Consider the following 18,875-nt stretch of genomic DNA (forward strand, 5'->3'; position numbering starts at 1 on the left):
TTTTATTTAGTCAAGGTAGGAATACTCCTTCTTTGAAACGTTAGGCGAGATGGAGTGTTTTCCGCATAGATGGTGGACATAAAACCCTGCAATTGCCTAAAGCTACTCCGGCAGCATGAGTATGTCTGTGATGACTATCATCAGTCTGTTGTTTTCCTTAGCTTTCTTATTCTATTACCAACATTACGTAATGGAAGGGTAGCTTTCCATATACTGCTGTTAGTTATTCTGTTTATATATTGCTCCAATCGCTTCTTCTCTTTCTCGATTAAAAAGAGCTGTTTTTTTGTATCCTGTACTGCAGTTTCTAGCTCCCTAAGACTCATGGAATGTGACCCGTCAACAAGCTGAAAACCTAACATAATTGGAAGCTTCCATTCTTGTTCCAAAATATTGGAAATCAAAGACTTTAGTGAACCATGCTTTAATATCTCATAGAATTGATCTAGAGCTTGTTGTGACTGCCCTGCTATTACTATCTCTATATTGTCTTTGTCCACTCTTGCTATAAAACCGTTTAACTCCTGTTCAAACACTTTTTTTTGGAGCCACTTATAATACCCGGCAGGGTCCAATTCACTTGAGATACTAAATCTCTTAGCTACAAGATGATTTTTGACTGGTTTTTCTACCTCTATCTCCTTTACAGTTCTCCCCTCAAGGGCATCCAGGATCGTTTTAAAATCGAAGTATACATTCGCTTTCTCAGTAGATATCTTGCTTGTTTCAGGAAAATAGAAGTCAATAATCTTTTTGGGAATATCTTTAGCTTGTCCTTCTATTGGAAATAAATGTGACCCCAAACCAGCTCTCGTGTTGATTTCAAGAATAAATCCTTTGTTCGATTCTTTATCAATGATCATATCAATGCCACAGTGGGACAGTCCCGAAATTGATTTTACTGCATTAATTGCAGTGTTTTTTTGTGCACTTGTTAATTGCTGGGTCACTTCAATAGGATCTCCACCTGTTGAAATATTGCTGGTCATTCTAACAAAAACTCTTTTCCCTGTTTTAAGCACACTGTCAAGCGAAAATCCCGATTTTTTCAGCGTTCTTTTAACCTCTGCGTCTATTTTGATCGGCCGAAAGTGTAAATGAGGGACACTTTTTCTTTTATGATTTTTGTCATCTACTAATTGCCTAATGGTCCTTTCTCCATCCCCTACTACATTTGCGGGCATCCTTTGTGTAACCCCCAACACCTTGTCTTCCAATACGAAGACACGTACCTCTTCCCCTGCGACAAACTGTTCGACAATGATATCAGCGTATCCGAGCTTAGTACGAGTATGAATTAAGGCTTCTTTTAGTTCCATTTCATCTTGAAGATTGACAAAGACACCTTTTCCTCCACTTCCGTCTGTAGGCTTTAACACAACCGGAAATTTAATGGAGTGTGAAAAGCGGACTATCTCTTCTTCCGAGGACTCCTTATTAAACCTTTTTCCTCGGGGAACAGATAAACCCGCTTCCATTAAGTGTTGCTTTGTTAATTCTTTATCATCGCATAAAGATACAGCTTCTGCCGTATTTAAGTCCCCGCCAGAGCCTATAAATTGGTGCTCTTTTTCCTTGTTGCTTAAGGAGTACTTAATATCCATCTTACCTCTATTATTATAACTAAGGAATTTTAAGGTGAGACCTCTTCTCCATCCTTCCAGTGCAATTGTATACATGCTGATCCTATTTCTTTGCGCCTCGTAAGGAATGGCTTCCACAAGATGCGATAACCAATGATTTTGATTTTGGACCATCCATTTTCTTCCTTCCAATTTAATCCTTACAAAAATAGGGACTTCCTATCTAGACGCCCCTGAATTTTTTACAACGTTACGAAAGACCCATCTATCCCCAACTCTTACTCTGTTCTATATCCAGCTTTTGAATTGACTGAGCCAGTTTAAAAGCTAACTTTTGATTTTCTTCTTAACAAAACTGGATAACTTCCTTAGAGGGCCTGTAACTCTCCATATACGGCTGTTAAGCATTTTTCTATATTGCTTTTCTAAAATTTTCTTCTCTCTTTTTGATTGCGCTAAGTCCTTTTGCATTGCTTGCAGTGTGGTTAACATTTCATCCATATCGCCATGAATGTGAAATCCTAACTTTACAGGTTGCTCCCAGGTTTCCTCTCTCACATCTAACCGTTCTGATGAATAAATGTCATTAACAACATCCTTGAAATGGTCTACATGTACTTCATCAAACCCAGCTATTACAACCTCTGTCTTGTTGTCCTTAATTTTATATATAGATCCCGATAAATCTCTATCTAGAGCCGCTTTTCTAAGACGGAAATAATCGTGATCAACTTCTCCAATAATTGTACATTTCTTTCCGTATAACTGACTTGGTACTATAGAAGCCACTTCTGTAATACGTGCTGTCTTATTTGATAATGGTGTTAACACTTCTTGTAAACCAAAGTATATGTTAGGTTTCCGATGCCCGTCGGTTTTTGTTTCCGGAAAATAATAGTCAATAATTTCTCCCGGAATGTCCCTAGCTTTTCCTTGAATTGGATACAAAAGACCACCTATTTGAGCGGTAGGGTTAAGTTCTAATACCACCCCGGCTTCTGCCAAAGCTCTATCTGGATGAATAATTAGATCTACAGCGCCATGCTCCAGCCCCTGAACTGCTTTTAATGCTTTAACTGCGGTAGTTTTAATTTCATCAGGCAACTCATCTAAAACGTCAACGGGGTCTCCTCCCGTCGAAACATTGCTTTTTTCATTCAGAAAGATGCGCTCGCCTTTTTCAAGTATACTGGCCAGGGAATAGCCCTTTCTGTCGATGAATGTTTCAAGTTCTTGATTAATGGTGATCGGACAACTGATAAGGCGTGGATTTTTCGCTCTTTCTTTATTTTTTTTATTTATCAACGTATGAAGGGAGTTCTTCCCGTCTCCTATAACATTTGGAGGGATCCTGTTTATAGCCCCAACTACCCGATCTCCTACAACATAAATACGATATTCCCTACCAGGGATATATTGTTCAACCACGACATCTTTATAACTTAATTCAGCACGCACGTAAATTAAGGCATCTTCTAATTCTTCGTTGTTTCTTATATTAGTGATTACCCCTCGCCCAAAACTTCCATTCGTTGGTTTTAACACGACCGGATAACCGATCAAATGAACGTAATTGAATATTGACTCATCTGATTGATCTTTATCAAAGTGTTTTCCACTAGGAACCGCGATGCCCTGGTTTTGAATTACTTGTTTGGTTTTTTCCTTGTTTTTTCCAATTTCCACTGCGTGATTTGTTACCTTATCCCCTCTGGTTCTGAAGAAATAATGTGTTCTCTCTTTGGAAGTAAGAGAAAATAGCTGTCCTGGCCTGTCAACATACCAAGTTGTCATCTCACTGAACATTTCAGAGTCCTTCACATGCCATCTTAATGTTAGTCCTCGTCTCCACCCTTCGAGAGAAACTGCATAAGCATCCAGTAAGTTTCCCTCTACATGTGAAACGACTTCTTTCGATAAATGTGGAAGCCACCCTGCGCGATTCTCCTCCATAAAAGTGCCTCCTAAACCCTATAACTCGTCTACGAAGTCTCTTCGTGAGAGTATAATAAAATGCAAGAAGGAAGGTAACGGTTAAAAAGCCTTGTTTTGATTACTTGGGGTGTTCCACAATTTCCTTTAATTTTCTATAACCACTAAAAGACTTTCCATTCATCAAATCCTCATAGAGACGTCCCTGCGCCTCCAGAAAACAATCTCCCAACCACTGGTCTACCGGTTGATCAAATTCATCATAGTTCCCGGGCTTAGGTGTAAATTCGCCAAATACAAGACCATCTTCGGACCTTAGAAAATCAATCCGCATAAACGGTGCTGGTATTTCCGCACTTATGAAAGACGCCATCTCTATTTCGCTTTGTGAGACGCCTCTCCCCTTATATGGATTTTCTTCATATTTCCCTGTGTGTAGTCGTTCGCCCGCAGCTGTCCACCAGCAGTAGTTGAGTTCGGGAAAGCGACTGATTTCCAGGATGAGGCCAACGTTGCCGTAAAAGCAATAGAATTTCAGATCACTGGCGGGTGTTTTTTCCGCTTTATTTTCTAAGATAAGTTCTTCCATATACCACTGGTCTTCCGCTACCCAGCCGGATTCCAAGTCTTTTTCCATGCTTGCTTTTAATCGGTCCCAGCTGTCGAGTTTTGTTGACCTTTTAACATCTATTATATCATTAAAATTATAAACGAGATATACGCCGCGTGAACCCGCACTGTCGACTGGTTTAATGACTACCTCTTCATTCTTGGGGATAGTTGTATGTGTGTAATTCTCATCGGATGTCCACGGCTTTCTTATATTCAGGTTAGTAATGAAATGGTAGGCATCTTTTTTATTGTCCAAGAGCCATTCCGGTAATGGGCCTGCAAGCTGATTTTGCCGTATCCTCATGTTCAGGCTGCCTCGGAATGAAGCTGCTTGTTTTAAGGCGACGGGCGGCTCCGTTAAGCCTTCTCTTATCACGAATTCTGGAATCTCGTCTATGTTGAGACCTTCCAGCACTTTGGTATAAGCCAGCTGTTTATATTCCAATGGCTCATTCATAACGATTCTTGCCGCATAGCGCAAGGCTTCATTATAATTGGCCTGATGCAGCTTCTTTTGCTGCACAGCCTGCTGAATGTAATCAATTAGCTTTCCTTCCTCCGCCTGATCCCTGATTGCGGCAAGAAGCTTGGTACTGTTTAAGTTCCGGTCATCAAGCATGGCTTCATGCAGCTCTTCCCGAGTGCTATACAGTTCTTTCCGGCTGGTTTTCAACTCCGCTTGCAATGCACGGATTTGCTGTGCCTGCTTCTGTTTTTTTGAGGGAAAAAGGATCGCTAGTTTCCGGAAGGGCGCCGTCCATTTCCACGTCTTGCTCTTTTCTATATGGTTGATTTGTTTTTCATTAGCTTGAATTTCTTTTTCCGTCCTATGTAATTGAGCACTTTTCTTCATAAGCTGCTTAATCAGTTCCTGCTCCTGTTCAGATAGCGAGGGATGCTGCAACTCGTTACGCTCTTTGCTTTGATTCGTATCGTCATTCATTGTCATCATCCCCTCGCTTCAGTTGGTGGGAACGTTACGTGGTCGCAGCCCTTTTGCCTGAACAGGCCCACGGTTCGCGCTCTTACACCAGCCAGTCCTCCAGGCGGGAGGTGTACGGCTTCTCGTCCTGCCAGTTCTCACTGGTGAGTTTAATGGATTTCCATTCCGCTTGATGGTTCTCCAGCATATCTCGGATAGTGCCGTTCATTGGATACCACTTTGCCTGTTTACCAAAATAGACCGTTGCATTTCTGGAACATGGTCTAACGTTTTTTGGCAGTTCGTCCACAACGATCCGTACGGTATTTGCCTTGATATCTGGAATATATTTCTGCTTTTCCTGCAGCACGGGCGGGTGTTTGATCAGAAGGACATCACATCTGATTTTCTCACCATATACCAGCATTTGTACGTGATTGCCGTCCATGATTTCCCTGATGGAGGGGTCGATTTCTTTTTTCATTTGAAAGTCATAGCGAGCCATCTGCACTAGGCCTGTCCGGAGTCCCATTTCATTATGGGCGCGGATTTCCTCCAGTGTACGGTGATGGTTGTTCTTAGGCAAACGAAAATCGGACACAATCACGACATCAAAGTGGCGGATTCCCCCAGGCTTTTCCTCCCGCTTCGGCCACATTGGCTCCGGCAAGGGGTAAGGCCTTGTTTCCTGTGGGAAGGGATAATACACAGAATTCGCCTTTTGATGATGAAGCCGGTGAACTTCTGCATATTCCTTCCTCACTCCCATTAAAAACCCTTTATATCCAAAAGCGGAGCTGCCTGTCAAGGAACCGGAAGCCTGCCTGGGGAACGATAAAGGCCCGGTTTTCAGATCGACAATGCTTTTTGAACCGAAAGCCGCAGACATCCGTCTTTTATATTCGCTGTCTGCCGCGAACCGGGCGCTGTCCCAGTAGCCGATTTCCTCGATTACCGGTTCACGCCGGAACATGAGCGAAGACATATTGGAGAAAATATAGGTGCCGGGTGTTCCTCTCCGGTGCAGTTTCAATTCATCCGTTAGTCGGGCGTGTTCGGATGTATTAGCAATCACCGATGGACGTTCTCTCAGGTACTGAGCCTGTGTCTCGATTTTTTCAGCGTGGGACCAGTCGTCCGCGTCATTGATCGTCACATACTCTCCGGTCGCCTCTCCCAGTGCGATGTTTCGCGCGACATACGGTCCGCTATTTTCTGGGGTGGAAAGAAGCTTAATCCGGCTGTCTTTTTCTGCATAGCTTTTCGCTACGTCCACTGTGTTGTCGGGACTGCCGTCATCGACGATGAGCAATTCTATGTTTTTCCATGTCTGGGAAAGGATCGATTCGATCGCTGTTCCTATGCCCGTCGCTGCTTTATAGGCGGGCATAATTACCGAGACTTTGGGTCCGTCTTCTACTGATTCTTTGCTCGGCACCGTTGTTAAATCCTCATAGGTAGATCCGGAAAATGTAATGGGTGCAAGCTCATACAGCTGCATTGCCTGGTTAACCCGTTTCACGCGCTCCTCCAGCAATACTTCCAGATTGGCGGAGGCCAGGTAAAGATCCGGATGTGGGGTGGAGTTGATTCTCCCCTGGATGAGCTGCTTTGCCTTATCGGTTTCACCCAGTCTGTCCAGGCATTCCGCTGCAATCATGACCGCTTTTCTTAAAAAGTCAGCATCCTGCTCGCCACGGATCGTCATAGACAGGTACTCCAGTGCCTGTCTTGCCCCGTCTTGAGTATATTTATTGCTATGCCAAAGGGCAAGTTCCCAGGCGATGGCTTTCTTCAGATAGCGGTCGTCCGTTCCTTCGTAAAGCCGCTCCAAGTCGGACAGTGCTTTTTCAGTAAAACCGAGAGTATATAAATGATATTTATAGTTCTTAAGCTGGTTCTCAGCGTTTTTTCGTTTATAAGCTTTGCTGTATAGCTGTTTCGGATTTCGTCTTCCTAGAAGATAAGCGCCTGTCGTCCGGACAAATTTCTTTGCGTTCCTTGGGATGTTCGATGCCTTTTCCACCTTGGCTCGAGCGGCGTTAAACGCCAGTTCCAGTTCTTCCTTTTTTCGTACGATTTTCTCCTTCTGGTCTTTCTTTTCCTCTAGCTTCTTGGCGAGCCGTTTTAATTCATTTTCATATGTCTGCTTCCTGGTTATCATTGACTCACCCAATTTTCTTCAGCGAGTGGCAACACAGCATCTGCATGTTGTTTTAACAGCATGTCCCGAGTTTGTTGATCCAATGGGTACCAGCTTCCAGCAGTACCGAAATAGTCTCTTAAATGCTGTAAACACTGTTCCGGATTCCTTAAATTGCTCACAATAACGTTGACCTCTTCCGCTTTTACGTCCGGCCTGTACCTTTGCCAGTCTTCAAGGATGGCTGGCTCGATGACCAATAGTTGGTCTGCAGTGATTTTCTCTCCGTAAACAAGCATCTGCACCCTGTTGCCGTCAAGAACGCGACGCACTTCCGGATGGATAGCCTCCTGTGTGTTTAAATCATACTGGTACAGTTGGATCAGGCCGAGGCGAAGATGTGTTGATTTACGCTTCATGATCTCCTTCAATGCGATATCCGTCTGCTGGCGGAAATCAGCAGCGATCACAACGTCAAACGTTCTTCGTCCCTCTTGCTTTTCCTCCCGCTCCGGCCACATCGGCTCCGGCACTGGGAATGGCCTTATGTCTTGGGGATAAGGATAATAGAATGTCTTCGCCTGCTTATGATGGTACTCTAGGCTTTCCACATATTCTTTTCGAACACCCATGAAAAATCCATTGTAGCCAAACGCGGAGCTTCCCGTTAGAGAGGAGACGGACTGCCTTGGCAGAGACAAGGGACCGGTTTGTAGGTCCACATAGGCATTTCTCCCAAAAACCTTAAGGAGCCGGCGTTTAAATTCGCCATCTGCAGCAAAGCGAACACTATCCCAGAAGCCGACTTTTTCAAGCACAGGTTCGCGCCTGAACATGATGGAGGACATGTTTGGAAAGATATACCTCCCTGGTGTCCCCCGGCGGTACAGCTGAAGGTCTTCCGTTAGCCTGGCATGCGCGGATGTATTCGCCATAACGTCCTTATGTTCCATCAGATGCTTGACCTGTGTTTCAATTTTCTCCGCATGGGACCAGTCGTCTGCATCATTAATCGTTACAAACTCACCCGTAGCTTCTTTCATCGCAACATTGCGCGCAACATATGGCCCGCTGTTCATCGGCGTGGAAAGAAGCTTCACTCTGGCGTCTTGCTGCACATACTCGTTAACCGTTTTCACGGTGTTATCGGGACTGCAGTCATCCACCACAATGAGTTCAAGGTTCTTCCAGGTCTGAGCAAGGATGGATTCAATGGCCGTTCGTACCCCGAATTCCGCTTGAAAAGCAGGAAGGATGACCGACACTTTCGGACCCTCTTCGATTTTTTTAGGTAGCGGGTTTGTGATCAAATCATCATAAGTAGCCATGGTTCCTTTAACTGCGAAAGAAACGCGCTGAAGATGGTATCGGTCGAATACTTTGTTGATCCATTCTACCCGAGCGTCCACCGTTTCTTCGAGATTGGCGGCTGCGAGATACAAATCTTCATGCGCTTCTTTTTCCAACATTTCCGCGATGATTTTCTTGCCACTCTCTCTTTCGCCAAGAAGCTCGTAGCATTCCGCCTGTATAATCGCGATCCTTCTAAGCTGATCTGAGCTCCGTTCATTATGAGCAGCAAGTGGAAGGTAGTGCAGAGCTTTTTGAGCGCCCTCTGGTGTAGATTGATTGGCGTGCCAGAGGGTCAGTTCCCATGCCGTTAGTCTCTTGAGTTCCTCCTTATTTTGCTCCTCGAGGAATGCGTCCATTTCCGCAAGCGCTCTATCTGTAAATCCGAGATTATAGAGATGGTGTTTGATTTGCTTCAGCTGCTGTCGTTGCATGAACGTTTTTCCGTTGATCACCTGTTTCAGCTTATCCTTCTGTTCCTTAGATAGCAGATCCCCAATTTTTTTTCGCTGCTTTTCACCGAGAAGGGTGTACAGAGCCCAGTCCATTGGCGCAGATATCATTTTCTTGAGCATACGAAGTCACCATCACCTTTTTTACATTTACGTTTCAGCTTTTGCGGTCGGCCGATTAGTTCTTGCATTGTTTTTCTTTGGTTGTTTTCCCTCGGTTTTGTTAGTTCCTTGTTTCATAACCCCTTGAGATTCGCGGTATTGCTTTACTGCTTCTTCAACCTCTCCGTCAAAGCGGATTCGGCCCTTGTCCATCCAGATGCCGCGGGTGCAGATTTGCTCGATGAACGTGAGGCTGTGGGATACAATGATGACGGCTTTCGCGCGTTCCATCATGTCCTGAATCCTCTCGCTTGCTTTTTGTTTAAAGGCTAGATCCCCGGTGGATAGTGCTTCGTCGATAATGAAGATATCCGGTTTGAGGATGGCAGCGATGCTGAACCCAAGCCGTGCTTTCATTCCGCTGGAGAGGTCCTTCACCGGCTTTTCTACTTTCTCCCCGAGTCCGGAAAACTCGATAATCTCCTCATATTTCTCGTCCACCCGTTTCTTCGGGATGCCCAGCAGCATCGCGTTCAGGTAAATATTGTCTGTCCCGCTCAAATGCGCGTTAAAGCCGGTTCCGTAGCCGAGCAATGCGGACGTTTCCCCGCGTAGTTCCAAGTTTCCTTCGTCTGGGGAAAGGATCTTAGTCAGCACTTTACAGAGAGTGCTTTTGCCCGCACCATTATGACCGATAATCCCGACAACTTCCCCTTCTTTAATTTCAAAATTAATGTCTTTCAATGCCCAGAATGTGCCGGTATTAAACTTGAAGGACACGCCCACATCTTCGGCCTTGATGATGGCCTTCTCGGTAATCGTCGTTCTTGTTTTTTTCAATTGAAGGTTGCGGTGCCGCCTAGGCGGTCTTGGCGGAACCGTTGCTTTATAATGGGCGATGACTTCCTTGGGATCGCCAACTTCCCGCACTTGACCCCCATCGATCCACATTAGCCTGTCACAGTTGCGCTGAGCATAGCCAAGGCTGTGGGTAACGACGATGACCATTTTGGCCTGTTTGACCAGTTCCTTCATTTTTTCTGCCGCTCTTTTGGAGAATTTTGCATCGCCGGTATTCAACGCTTCATCCAAAATGAGAATTTCAGGCTGGAGATGGGCCGCGACACTGAAGCCGAGCCGTGCTTTCATCCCACTTGAATAGTATTTCATCGGCTGATGGAAAAAGTCTCCAAGGTCGGAAAATTCATGGATATCGCCAATATAGCGGTGAATCAAACTTTTCTCGACCCCGAGCATCATTCCATTAAGGTAGACATTTTCCTCGCCTGTTAATTCCTTGTTGAAGCCCATGCCAAAGGAAAACAGGGCCGTCACTTTGCCATTCACCTCGATGTCCCCATGATCTTCCTGGAGGATGCCGGCAATGATTTTACTGAGCGTCGTTTTCCCCGCCCCGTTGGAGCCGATAATCCCAAGAATCTCTCCTTGGTTCCCTTCAAAGTTGATATCTTCGAGCGGCCATACCATCGTTGCTTTCGGCACTTTCCATTCCTTAAGGAAACGGAGAACGCGCGATTTGAAATCATCCTTGTGGTTTCCGGCGTAGAAAGAGACACCGATTTTTTTCGCCTTTATGACTTTGTCGTGATTACTATTCATTTTTGAATTCTCATTAGTCAATTCAAAAACCCTCTTTTTTAATGGTAGCTTTACAATGCTTTAATGATTTTATGTTCGTTCCTACTATAGTACCATAGCATAAATAAAACGGTCGCAGCTGATAGAACGAAAATGACGGCAAGGCCACTGAAATTCGGAGTCGTCTGATACATTAAGATATCCCGGTAGGATTCCACAATAATGGCTACCGGATTGTAGTCAACCGCCCAGCTGTATTCAGGCGGCAGTCTACCGCCTTCCCAGATAATCGGGGAGGCGTAGAAGAAAACCCGCGTCACATGCTGCAGCACATTATCGATGTCCCGTACAAAAACGGTCACATACCCGAGAATCATGCCTATGGCTAGTAAAAACATCGTCTGGATGACAATGAGTAGCGGCAGGTAGACAACCTCCCACCCCGGCATGACGCCAAAAAATGCAAGGAAGATTCCGATGACAACCAACCCAAAGGCAAAGTTAAAGAGCTGAGTAAACGTAAAAGAAAGCGGAAAAATCGACTTGGGCAAATACACTTGATTGACGATCGAGCTGTACCGCATGATCGACTTTGCAGATGAATTGATCGTTGTACTAATGCAGCGCCACACCACCAACCCAATCACAAGAAACAGCGGGTAGTTCTCGCCACCTCTCTCTAAAATGATGACGACTAGAAAATAAAAGACCAACACACTGAGCAGTGGATCGAGTAACCACCAAAAATAACCCAGATAGCTGTTTCGATGTTCAGCCTTTAATCCGGATTTAACAAGATATATCAATAAATCCTTTCGTTTCAGCACTTCCTGTAAATAAGTTTTCATAAGTACCATTGACACCGCCTAGTTTCTAACTGTGAAACTGTGTTTTATATCATCTTTTGTTAGGTAGATTAAACTACTTATGAAGCCATTTTATATTTAATCATATCTCGAATGGATAGCACAGCATAATGAGAAAAATACCACATGCTCTTCCATACGCTTTGTTTCTCGATATGGCGAAACACATACCAATTTCGTTTGGCCGCTTTCCATTTATTACTGGAGATCGAATTTTCCACCACACGGTATTTTGCCAGCACTTCAGGGATTCCGTAAGCCAGAAACCCTCTTTTGGTTAGGTTCAGCCAAAGCGCGTAATCCTGCCGAGTACGGATGTTCACCATTTCTACATGGCCAATTTTTTCACGATCCAGCATAACGGTCAGGCATCCAATGACGGATCGTTTCATCAAGTCCTCGTAACCGACCGTCGCCGGGGCGTTGGTGACAGCATTCGTTTCTGTGCCGTCTTCAAGCGTCCGGACATACTTGGTGAAAGAGAAGGCAACATCTCTCTCCTGCATGAATACTAGCTGCCTCTCTAGCTTTTCCGGCATCCAACGGTCGTCACTGTCCAAGAACGCCAGGTACCTGCCTTTCGCGTTCTCCATAGCCGTGTTGCGGGCAACGGCCGACCCTGAATTCTCCTTTAGTTCGACCAGTCTGATTCGGGTGTCCTTTTCCTGCATCCTTTTTACCACTTCGATCGTACCGTCTGTAGACTGATCATCGACAATCATCATTTCCCAGTGAGGATAGGTCTGAGCCAAAACCGAGTGAATGGTCTCTCCAATAAATGTTTCGGCATTGTACGCAGGCGTGATGATTGAAATTACAGGATTCTGTTTCAATGTATCGCACTAACCTTCCATACTGGCCCTTCCACGCTGATTTAACAACTTGTTATACCATGCAATCAGCTTTTGTTCTTCTGTACGCCAGTTTAATTCTTCCAAAACGGCCTTCTTTCCGTTTTCACCCATTCGCCTAGCTTCGTCTGGATTCTTCCTTATATAGTCTATCGCTTCCTGAATAGCCTTGTCATTATACGGATCAACGGCGATGCCACACTCATATGTATCCATAAAGTTTTTCCATACAGGGAAGTTCGAGCAAATAATCGGAAGACCTGCATTCATATACTCAAAGAACTTGGTAAGCTCTTTCTTCATGTAATGCTCAGTCGGTGGAAAGATAGCAATCCCTGCTAACCAGTTGCGGCTAAGATACCGTTGATCTATCTCTTCTTTTTTAACAAACGAGTCGATTCCCTCGATGACCAAATTGTCCTTTTCATTGCCGGAAACAGCGTACATTTCCGCTGCCAGGTCACTTGGACATTTGCCAACAAGATGTACAGATATGGACGTATCGATGGAAGGCAGCCTCGCATGAAACAGCGCACCTCTCACCAAGGAGACATTGCCCGTATACAATAACTTGTTCTCTGCTGGCCCCACACGTACGTGAGTTATAAATGTTTCATTCACCATAGGGTAGTTTAAAATACATTTCCCTCGTGGGTACATCTCTTTATAATATTTTTCCGCCAAACAAAGCTCAAGGTTGCGAGAGAAAAAGTTCTCCATAAACTTATAGATGGTGGCCACGACTTTTTTAAGGGGGGTCTTCAAATAATCTTTCTGCATGATCCCCGTGATATAATCTTCATGTATGTCATAGATGACCACATTATCCTTCTTTTTCAGAAGCCACGCAGTAGGCAATAACTCTGGATCATGAATATGATAAACATCGGCCTTTAATTTTCTCGCTTTTTTGTAAGCCTCAAAGGTGCCGAAGATGATTCGTTTGAATCGGCTTGAGTATTGTTTCACCGGGATATGGTGAATCGGGTTGGCTTTCTGTGGTTCTTTCTCATCTTCCTGCGCAATGAGTGTCACTTCATAGCCTGCATTTTGGAGTGATTGGCATTCTTTATGATAAATCCGCGGATCATACGGATGATGCACCGTCGTCATGTGCACCACCTGTTTTGGAGTATCCATGCTCCCTCAGCCCCTATCCACTTCTTTATTGCTCTGGATCAATGTCTGCGTAAACATCTCTTCATATTGTTTCACAATCGCTTTCGCATGAAAATCATTGGCCCGCTTTCTCCCTTTTTGGATGACTGCGGCACGTCTCTCTTCATCCATTGTCAATAACTCCATCATTTTCGTAGCCATCTCCGAAGCATTTCCTATCTCGCACAATGTGCCGAACTCTCCGTGGTTCAAGACCTCTTGGGCACCGGGCCGGCAATTGGTCGAAAGGACTGGCGTGCCTGCGGCGAGCGCTTCTGTCAATACATGACCGAACCCTTCACGAGTGGATGATAACACAAACAGATCTGCCTGTTTAAAATAAATGTAGGGATTGCGCTGGAAGCCAAGGAAATGCACGCTGTCCTGAATACCGAGTTCATGCGCCTGTTCCTTTAAATCGTCCTCCAGTTCCCCCTCACCAAGGATCACCAATGTACTTTTCATTTGACTGTTTACTTTGGCAAAGGCCTGGATCAATGTGCGATGATCTTTATCGCTCACCAGCCTCCCTGCTGCAATAATTACTTTCTGGTCTTTAGAAAAAATGGCTTGGTGTTCATCCGTCATTTTTTCTGTTCCAATCATTTGCTGGATGTTTTCCACATCAACGGGGTTATAGATCACTTGAATGTTTGCAGGGTTTACTTTATAGCGCTTGACGATGTTTTCTTTTACACCCTTGGATAAGGCAATCACCTTACTGGATCGTCTATACAGCAATCCATAGGCCACTAATTTTACATTCGTTGAAAAATCACCGCCGAGATAGGCTGCCTCCCGAACGACATTCTTTGCCCGTGTGAACGAAAGCAAATTTCCAAGGATCGCGATCGTATTGTAATTTGGAATCGTACTGAAGACGATATCAACTTTCTCTTCCTTGATGACTTTAGCTAAAGGAAAGACGGCGGACCTTAAGCGCTTTGTTTCTAATTTAATCAATTTCACATCTGGATGTACGTATTCTTCATAACTTCCATTATAATTTAATGTCACCAAAACAGGAGTGAATGTCGTTCTATCGATATTGTTTATGATGTTTAACAGCGTCCTGGCAGCTCCACCAGCCCCCATTTGGTAGATAAAAAACAGCACTTTTGTCTTTTCCACAGAAATCATGGTCCTTCCCCTTTGCGACGCAACCCTTTGCATCTAAACGGCATTTAACTCAACGCATTATACCATAGTTCTAGTGAACAAATAAATTGTCGGAATGATGAAAAGAGGGGCTGAACCTGTCGCTTACCTCTGGCACCCCATCAATACCGAAAAGCGCAGGCGGGTCGAACAGAAGCGCGGATTTTGGAAGGCCTGACAAAAGAAATCCGATCTTAGATTTCGTTGTCAGGACTGAAAAATCCCGAGCTTCTACCCGCCGGAGCTAGAAAAAAAAAGAAAGCCAGCACCGCGCCAACTTCCTTTTCACTCTTACGTGTAAATAGACGGACGTCCGATGGAATGGTATTCGATGCCGCTGTTTCTCACGTCTTCAAGCGGAAAGCAATTCCTCCCGTCGAACAGGACTGGCTCCGCCATATGTTCTTCATATTTTTCAAACGGAAATTCTTTAATTCCCTTCCATTCCGTAAGAATGATCGCAATATCTGCCCCATCAACGGCTTCCTCTATACTGGCAGCATAGTTTATGGTAGTGGGTAAAACCGTTGTCGCATTCCGGCTTGCAGCAGGGTCGTAGGCTTTTATACTAGCCCCCTCCTCCAAAAGCTTTTCAATAACGGAAATGGAAGGAGCTTCTCGCATATCATCTGTATTTGGTTTAAACGCCAGTCCCAATACAGCCACTGTTTTTTCTTTGACCGTGTCGAAGCGCCGCAGAATTTTATCTACAATCACCCCTTTTTGTCGCTCATTTGCATCCACTACATTTTCTAATATCGGCATATCATAAGCTGCTTGTTTGCCAATCGAAATGACAGCTCTTGTATCTTTCGGGAAACAGGAACCGCCGTAGCCAATGCCTGCATTCAAAAAGGTAGAGCCAATTCGTTTATCCATACCCATCCCTTTTGCGACATGATCAATGTTTGCGCCGATTTTTTCCGACAAATTCGCCATTTCATTGATAAAGCTGATTTTTGTCGCTAAAAATGCATTGGAGGCATATTTGATCATTTCAGCACTTCTGAGATCTGTTTTTACGATCGGAAGGTGAAAGTCAGCATTGATTTTTCCCAGTACTTCAAGGGCTTGTTCATCATCTGATCCGATCACGATTCGATCCCCATGAAACGTGTCATGAACCGCTGAGCCTTGGCGCAAGAACTCAGGGTTTGACGCTATTTTAATGGTCACCTCGTTCGTTAGATAAGATTGGATGGTATCTTTTATCTGTTCGTTTGTTCCGACCGGGACCGTACTTTTCGTGACAATGATGACGTCATTTTCAAGATTCTTTGCGATCGATTCGCACGCAGCGTGAATAAAGGTTAAATCTGCAGACCCGTCCTCCCCTTGGGGCGTACCAACGGCGATATAAATGACCTGTTTTCCAACAAGCCCTTCTTTATAATCCGTGGTAAAGTTCAAATGGCCTTTTTCTATATTTTTTTGGAGCAGCTCCGGCAATCCTTCTTCATAAATGGGGCTCGTTCCTTTTTTTAATGTAGACACCTTTTCTTCATCGATGTCAATACATGTCACTTGATTGCCAAGATCGGATAAACAGACACCTGTTACGAGCCCTACATATCCAGTTCCAATAACGGCTATTTCCATTTGGGGGTTCACTCCTAATTCTTACTCAAGGCGTCTAGCTTTTTTGTCATATAATTCTTGATGTCATCATGCAAGTCCTCACGGTTTAATGCAAAATCAATCGTGGCCTGCACAAATCCCAATGTTCCTCCGATATCATAACGCTTGCCCGTGAAATGATAGGCCAATACCTGTTCCTTTTCGTTCAGTTTTTCAATGGCATCGGTTAATTGAATTTCCCCGTCTTTTCCAGGTTCCTGATTTTCTAGAGTATCAAAAATCTCCGGGGAAAGCACGTACCTCCCCATAATGGCCAGGTTTGAAGGTGCCTTTTCTTTTTCCGGCTTCTCTACTAACGTATCGATGGCTCTAATGGAAGGACCATAATTGTTCGTTGTGAGTGGTTGAATGATGCCATACTTCGATACCTCTTCCATCGGGACAGCATGAACTCCGATCACAGAAGAAGCGTGTTCATTATATACTCGGATGAGTTGGCTTAAGCATGGCTCTTCCGCTTCCACGATGTCGTCGCCCAGAAGAACAGCAAACGGCTCCTTGCCGATGAAGCTATGTGCACATGCAATGGCATGCCCAAGTCCCTTCGGTTCCTTTTGCCTGATGTAATGAATGTTCGCCAGATTGGATATCGACCTGACCACCTCAAGCATTTCTTTATTCCCTTTTCTTTCGAGTTTTTCTTCTAGCTCATAGGAAGTATCAAAATGGTCTTCGATGGCCCGCTTCCCTCTTCCCGATATGATGATAATATCTTCGATTCCTGAAGCGACGGCTTCTTCGACAATATATTGAATCGTTGGCTTATCTACGATTGGAAGCATTTCCTTTGGCTGTGCTTTGGTTGCAGGTAGAAACCGTGTGCCAAGTCCAGCCGCTGGGATGATCGCTTTTTTTATGTTCATTAGGGGTAGCTCCTTCATGGCCTCATAGATAACGTGCAAAACCATTTTGGTAAATTCTCTTTATAAGTTTATCATGCCCCAGATCTTTACCCCAATTTTGTCTTTAGAAAGAAATGCAATACATCTATGAAAGCTGTATAATGGGAGTACTAGACGGGGTAAAGATATATCCGTACAGTCATTTCTGACATTCATTAACTTAAAATTATGTGCACAAAGGAAGGCATGGATGCTATGAATTTATTTGATAAACTGCAGTCAAAAGAAGAAAAAATCGCTGTCATTGGTTTGGGTTATGTTGGACTGCCGCTTGCTGTCGAGTTTGCTAAGAAATATGATGTCGTCGGTTTTGATGTGAACAAAAATAAATTGGATCAATATTTAAGTGGTGTGGATGTCACCGATGAAGTTGGCGATGACATGGTTCAAACGACCACGATGACTTTTACAAGTGATGAGGATGAACTGAACCGTTGTAAATTCCATGTCGTTGCCGTGCCGACGCCAATAAATACGGACAAAACCCCTAATTTAAATCCTGTGATTGGTGCGAGTGAAACCGTCGGGAGGAACTTAACAAAAGGTTCCATTGTTGTCTATGAATCAACGGTGTATCCGGGTACTACGGAAGAAATCTGTATCCCGATCCTTGAAAAAGAATCGGGTTTAACATTTGGAACGGATTTTAAAGTGGGGTATTCTCCGGAACGAATTAACCCTGGTGATCGAGAGAACACATTAACACGCATTGTCAAAATTGTCTCCGGCTCAGATGAGGAGGCATTAGAGGAAATTTCCAGTGTGTATAACTCTATTATTGAAGCTGGCGTGCATGAAGCCGAGTCTATTAAGGTCGCAGAAGCTGCCAAAGTTATTGAGAACTCCCAAAGGGACATTAATATCGCATTTATGAATGAGCTTTCAATGGTATTTAATAAAATGGATATTAATACAAAGGCCGTCTTGGAAGCAGCAGGAACGAAATGGAACTTCCTAAACTTTACTCCAGGTTTGGTCGGTGGCCATTGTATTGGGGTTGACCCTTACTATTTTACGTATAAAGCAGAACAATTAGGATATCATTCCCAAATTATTCTTTCTGGACGAAAAATTAATGACGACATGGGGAAATATATCGCGAGCAATATCATTAAAAAAATGATTAAAGCCAAGCAGGGAATTGACGGAGCAAGAGTGGCCGTTCTAGGATTGACGTTTAAAGAGAATGTGGCAGATGTACGCAATACGAAAATTATTGATATTATTACGGAGTTGCAAGAATATGGCGTAGACGTGTTGGTCCATGATCCAGTTGCTGATGAGGGGGCCGTTTATAATGAATTTCATATGCAACTGGTCAATAAAGAACAGTTAACTGAACTGGATTGCGTGGTACTGGCCGTCCCTCACAAAGAATACAAGGAAGCGTATGATTTAGATGTGTTGGACGGTTTATATAAGAACGACAAGAAAGTATTAGTTGATGTGAAGAGTGTCTTGGACAGAAAAGCGTGTGAATCCAGAGGGTATTTTTATTGGAGCCTGTAGGAGTGTCTACACAAAAAACAATTACTAAAAACCCGTTAGGCAGCAACTATACTGCCTAACGGGTTTTTTAAGGGAGAAGAGAGATAGGCTGCAAATCT

Annotated in this window: 13 protein-coding genes; 1 reads left to right on the forward strand and 12 read right to left on the reverse strand. The window is 44.1% G+C overall.

Going from position 1 to position 18,875, the window contains the following annotated elements; genetic code table 11:
• Window positions 1–140: 140 nt before the first annotated feature.
• The 12 genes from AVZ68_RS01500 to galU all read right to left on the reverse strand — a co-directional run bounded on the left by AVZ68_RS01500 (window position 141) and on the right by galU (window position 17,229).
• Window positions 141–1,757, reverse strand: coding sequence for an ATP-binding protein (locus AVZ68_RS01500; protein WP_059102765.1), 1,617 nt, complete (start codon window positions 1,755–1,757; stop codon window positions 141–143).
• 153 nt (window positions 1,758–1,910) lie between these two features.
• Window positions 1,911–3,536 carry an ATP-grasp domain-containing protein gene (locus AVZ68_RS01505; RefSeq protein WP_059102766.1) on the reverse strand — a complete coding sequence of 542 codons (1,626 nt, stop codon included), beginning with the start codon at window positions 3,534–3,536 and terminating at the stop codon, window positions 1,911–1,913.
• Window positions 3,537–3,636: 100 nt separating this feature from the next.
• Window positions 3,637–5,070, reverse strand: a complete 1,434-nt coding sequence (locus AVZ68_RS01510; protein ID WP_245628035.1) for an ATP-grasp fold amidoligase family protein — start codon at window positions 5,068–5,070, stop codon at window positions 3,637–3,639.
• An 82-nt stretch (window positions 5,071–5,152) separates the two neighbouring features.
• Window positions 5,153–7,213 carry a glycosyltransferase family 2 protein gene (locus AVZ68_RS01515; protein WP_059102768.1) on the reverse strand — a complete coding sequence of 687 codons (2,061 nt, stop codon included), beginning with the start codon at window positions 7,211–7,213 and terminating at the stop codon, window positions 5,153–5,155.
• Window positions 7,210–9,117: a glycosyltransferase family 2 protein gene (locus tag AVZ68_RS01520; RefSeq protein WP_059102769.1), complete on the reverse strand. Its 1,908-nt coding sequence runs from the start codon at window positions 9,115–9,117 to the stop codon at window positions 7,210–7,212. Before AVZ68_RS01520 ends, AVZ68_RS01515 begins: the two co-directional genes overlap by 4 nt.
• 27 nt (window positions 9,118–9,144) lie before the next feature.
• Complete coding sequence (locus AVZ68_RS01525; RefSeq protein WP_059102918.1) at window positions 9,145–10,716, reverse strand: ABC transporter ATP-binding protein; 1,572 nt, start codon at window positions 10,714–10,716, stop codon at window positions 9,145–9,147.
• Window positions 10,717–10,766: 50 nt separating this feature from the next.
• A complete protein-coding gene (locus AVZ68_RS01530; protein WP_059102919.1) occupies window positions 10,767–11,543 on the reverse strand; it encodes an ABC transporter permease in 777 nt (258 codons plus the stop codon).
• Between the two features lie 77 nt (window positions 11,544–11,620).
• Window positions 11,621–12,394: a glycosyltransferase family 2 protein gene (locus AVZ68_RS01535; RefSeq protein ID WP_059102770.1), complete on the reverse strand. Its 774-nt coding sequence runs from the start codon at window positions 12,392–12,394 to the stop codon at window positions 11,621–11,623.
• 9 nt (window positions 12,395–12,403) lie between these two features.
• On the reverse strand, window positions 12,404–13,552 hold the full coding sequence (locus AVZ68_RS01540) for a glycosyltransferase (protein WP_059102771.1): 1,149 nt from the start codon (window positions 13,550–13,552) through the stop codon (window positions 12,404–12,406).
• Between the two features lie 6 nt (window positions 13,553–13,558).
• A complete protein-coding gene (locus AVZ68_RS01545) occupies window positions 13,559–14,710 on the reverse strand; it encodes a glycosyltransferase (protein ID WP_367576319.1) in 1,152 nt (383 codons plus the stop codon).
• Window positions 14,711–15,019: 309 nt separating this feature from the next.
• Window positions 15,020–16,327, reverse strand: coding sequence for a UDP-glucose dehydrogenase family protein (locus AVZ68_RS01550; protein WP_059102772.1), 1,308 nt, complete (start codon window positions 16,325–16,327; stop codon window positions 15,020–15,022).
• A 14-nt stretch (window positions 16,328–16,341) separates the two neighbouring features.
• Entirely contained in the window at window positions 16,342–17,229 is an 888-nt protein-coding gene (gene galU, locus AVZ68_RS01555) for a UTP--glucose-1-phosphate uridylyltransferase GalU (RefSeq protein WP_059102921.1), read from the reverse strand.
• Window positions 17,230–17,463: 234 nt separating this feature from the next.
• Between galU and AVZ68_RS01560 the strand changes: the two genes are divergently transcribed.
• Window positions 17,464–18,777 carry a nucleotide sugar dehydrogenase gene (locus tag AVZ68_RS01560; RefSeq protein WP_059102773.1) on the forward strand — a complete coding sequence of 438 codons (1,314 nt, stop codon included), beginning with the start codon at window positions 17,464–17,466 and terminating at the stop codon, window positions 18,775–18,777.
• Window positions 18,778–18,875 lie beyond the last annotated feature (98 nt).

Origin of the sequence: Shouchella shacheensis (assembly GCF_001484965.1) — a bacterium.
Lineage (GTDB): Bacteria > Bacillota > Bacilli > Bacillales > Bacillaceae_D > Shouchella > Shouchella shacheensis.

Bases quoted from the DNA above. Each gene is read 5' to 3' on its own strand.
- AVZ68_RS01500 (WP_059102765.1), bottom strand. From the start codon at position 1,757: ATGGTCCAAAATCAAAATCATTGGTTATCGCATCTTGTGGAAGCCATT.
- AVZ68_RS01505 (WP_059102766.1), bottom strand. From the start codon at position 3,536: ATGGAGGAGAATCGCGCAGGGTGGCTTCCACATTTATCGAAAGAAGTC.
- AVZ68_RS01510 (WP_245628035.1), bottom strand. From the start codon at position 5,070: ATGAATGACGATACGAATCAAAGCAAAGAGCGTAACGAGTTGCAGCAT.
- AVZ68_RS01515 (WP_059102768.1), bottom strand. From the start codon at position 7,213: ATGATAACCAGGAAGCAGACATATGAAAATGAATTAAAACGGCTCGCC.
- AVZ68_RS01520 (WP_059102769.1), bottom strand. From the start codon at position 9,117: ATGCTCAAGAAAATGATATCTGCGCCAATGGACTGGGCTCTGTACACC.
- AVZ68_RS01525 (WP_059102918.1), bottom strand. From the start codon at position 10,716: ATGAATAGTAATCACGACAAAGTCATAAAGGCGAAAAAAATCGGTGTC.
- AVZ68_RS01530 (WP_059102919.1), bottom strand. From the start codon at position 11,543: ATGAAAACTTATTTACAGGAAGTGCTGAAACGAAAGGATTTATTGATA.
- AVZ68_RS01540 (WP_059102771.1), bottom strand. From the start codon at position 13,552: ATGGATACTCCAAAACAGGTGGTGCACATGACGACGGTGCATCATCCG.
- AVZ68_RS01545 (WP_367576319.1), bottom strand. From the start codon at position 14,710: ATGATTTCTGTGGAAAAGACAAAAGTGCTGTTTTTTATCTACCAAATG.
- AVZ68_RS01550 (WP_059102772.1), bottom strand. From the start codon at position 16,327: ATGGAAATAGCCGTTATTGGAACTGGATATGTAGGGCTCGTAACAGGT.
- galU (WP_059102921.1), bottom strand. From the start codon at position 17,229: ATGAACATAAAAAAAGCGATCATCCCAGCGGCTGGACTTGGCACACGG.
- AVZ68_RS01560 (WP_059102773.1), top strand. From the start codon at position 17,464: ATGAATTTATTTGATAAACTGCAGTCAAAAGAAGAAAAAATCGCTGTC.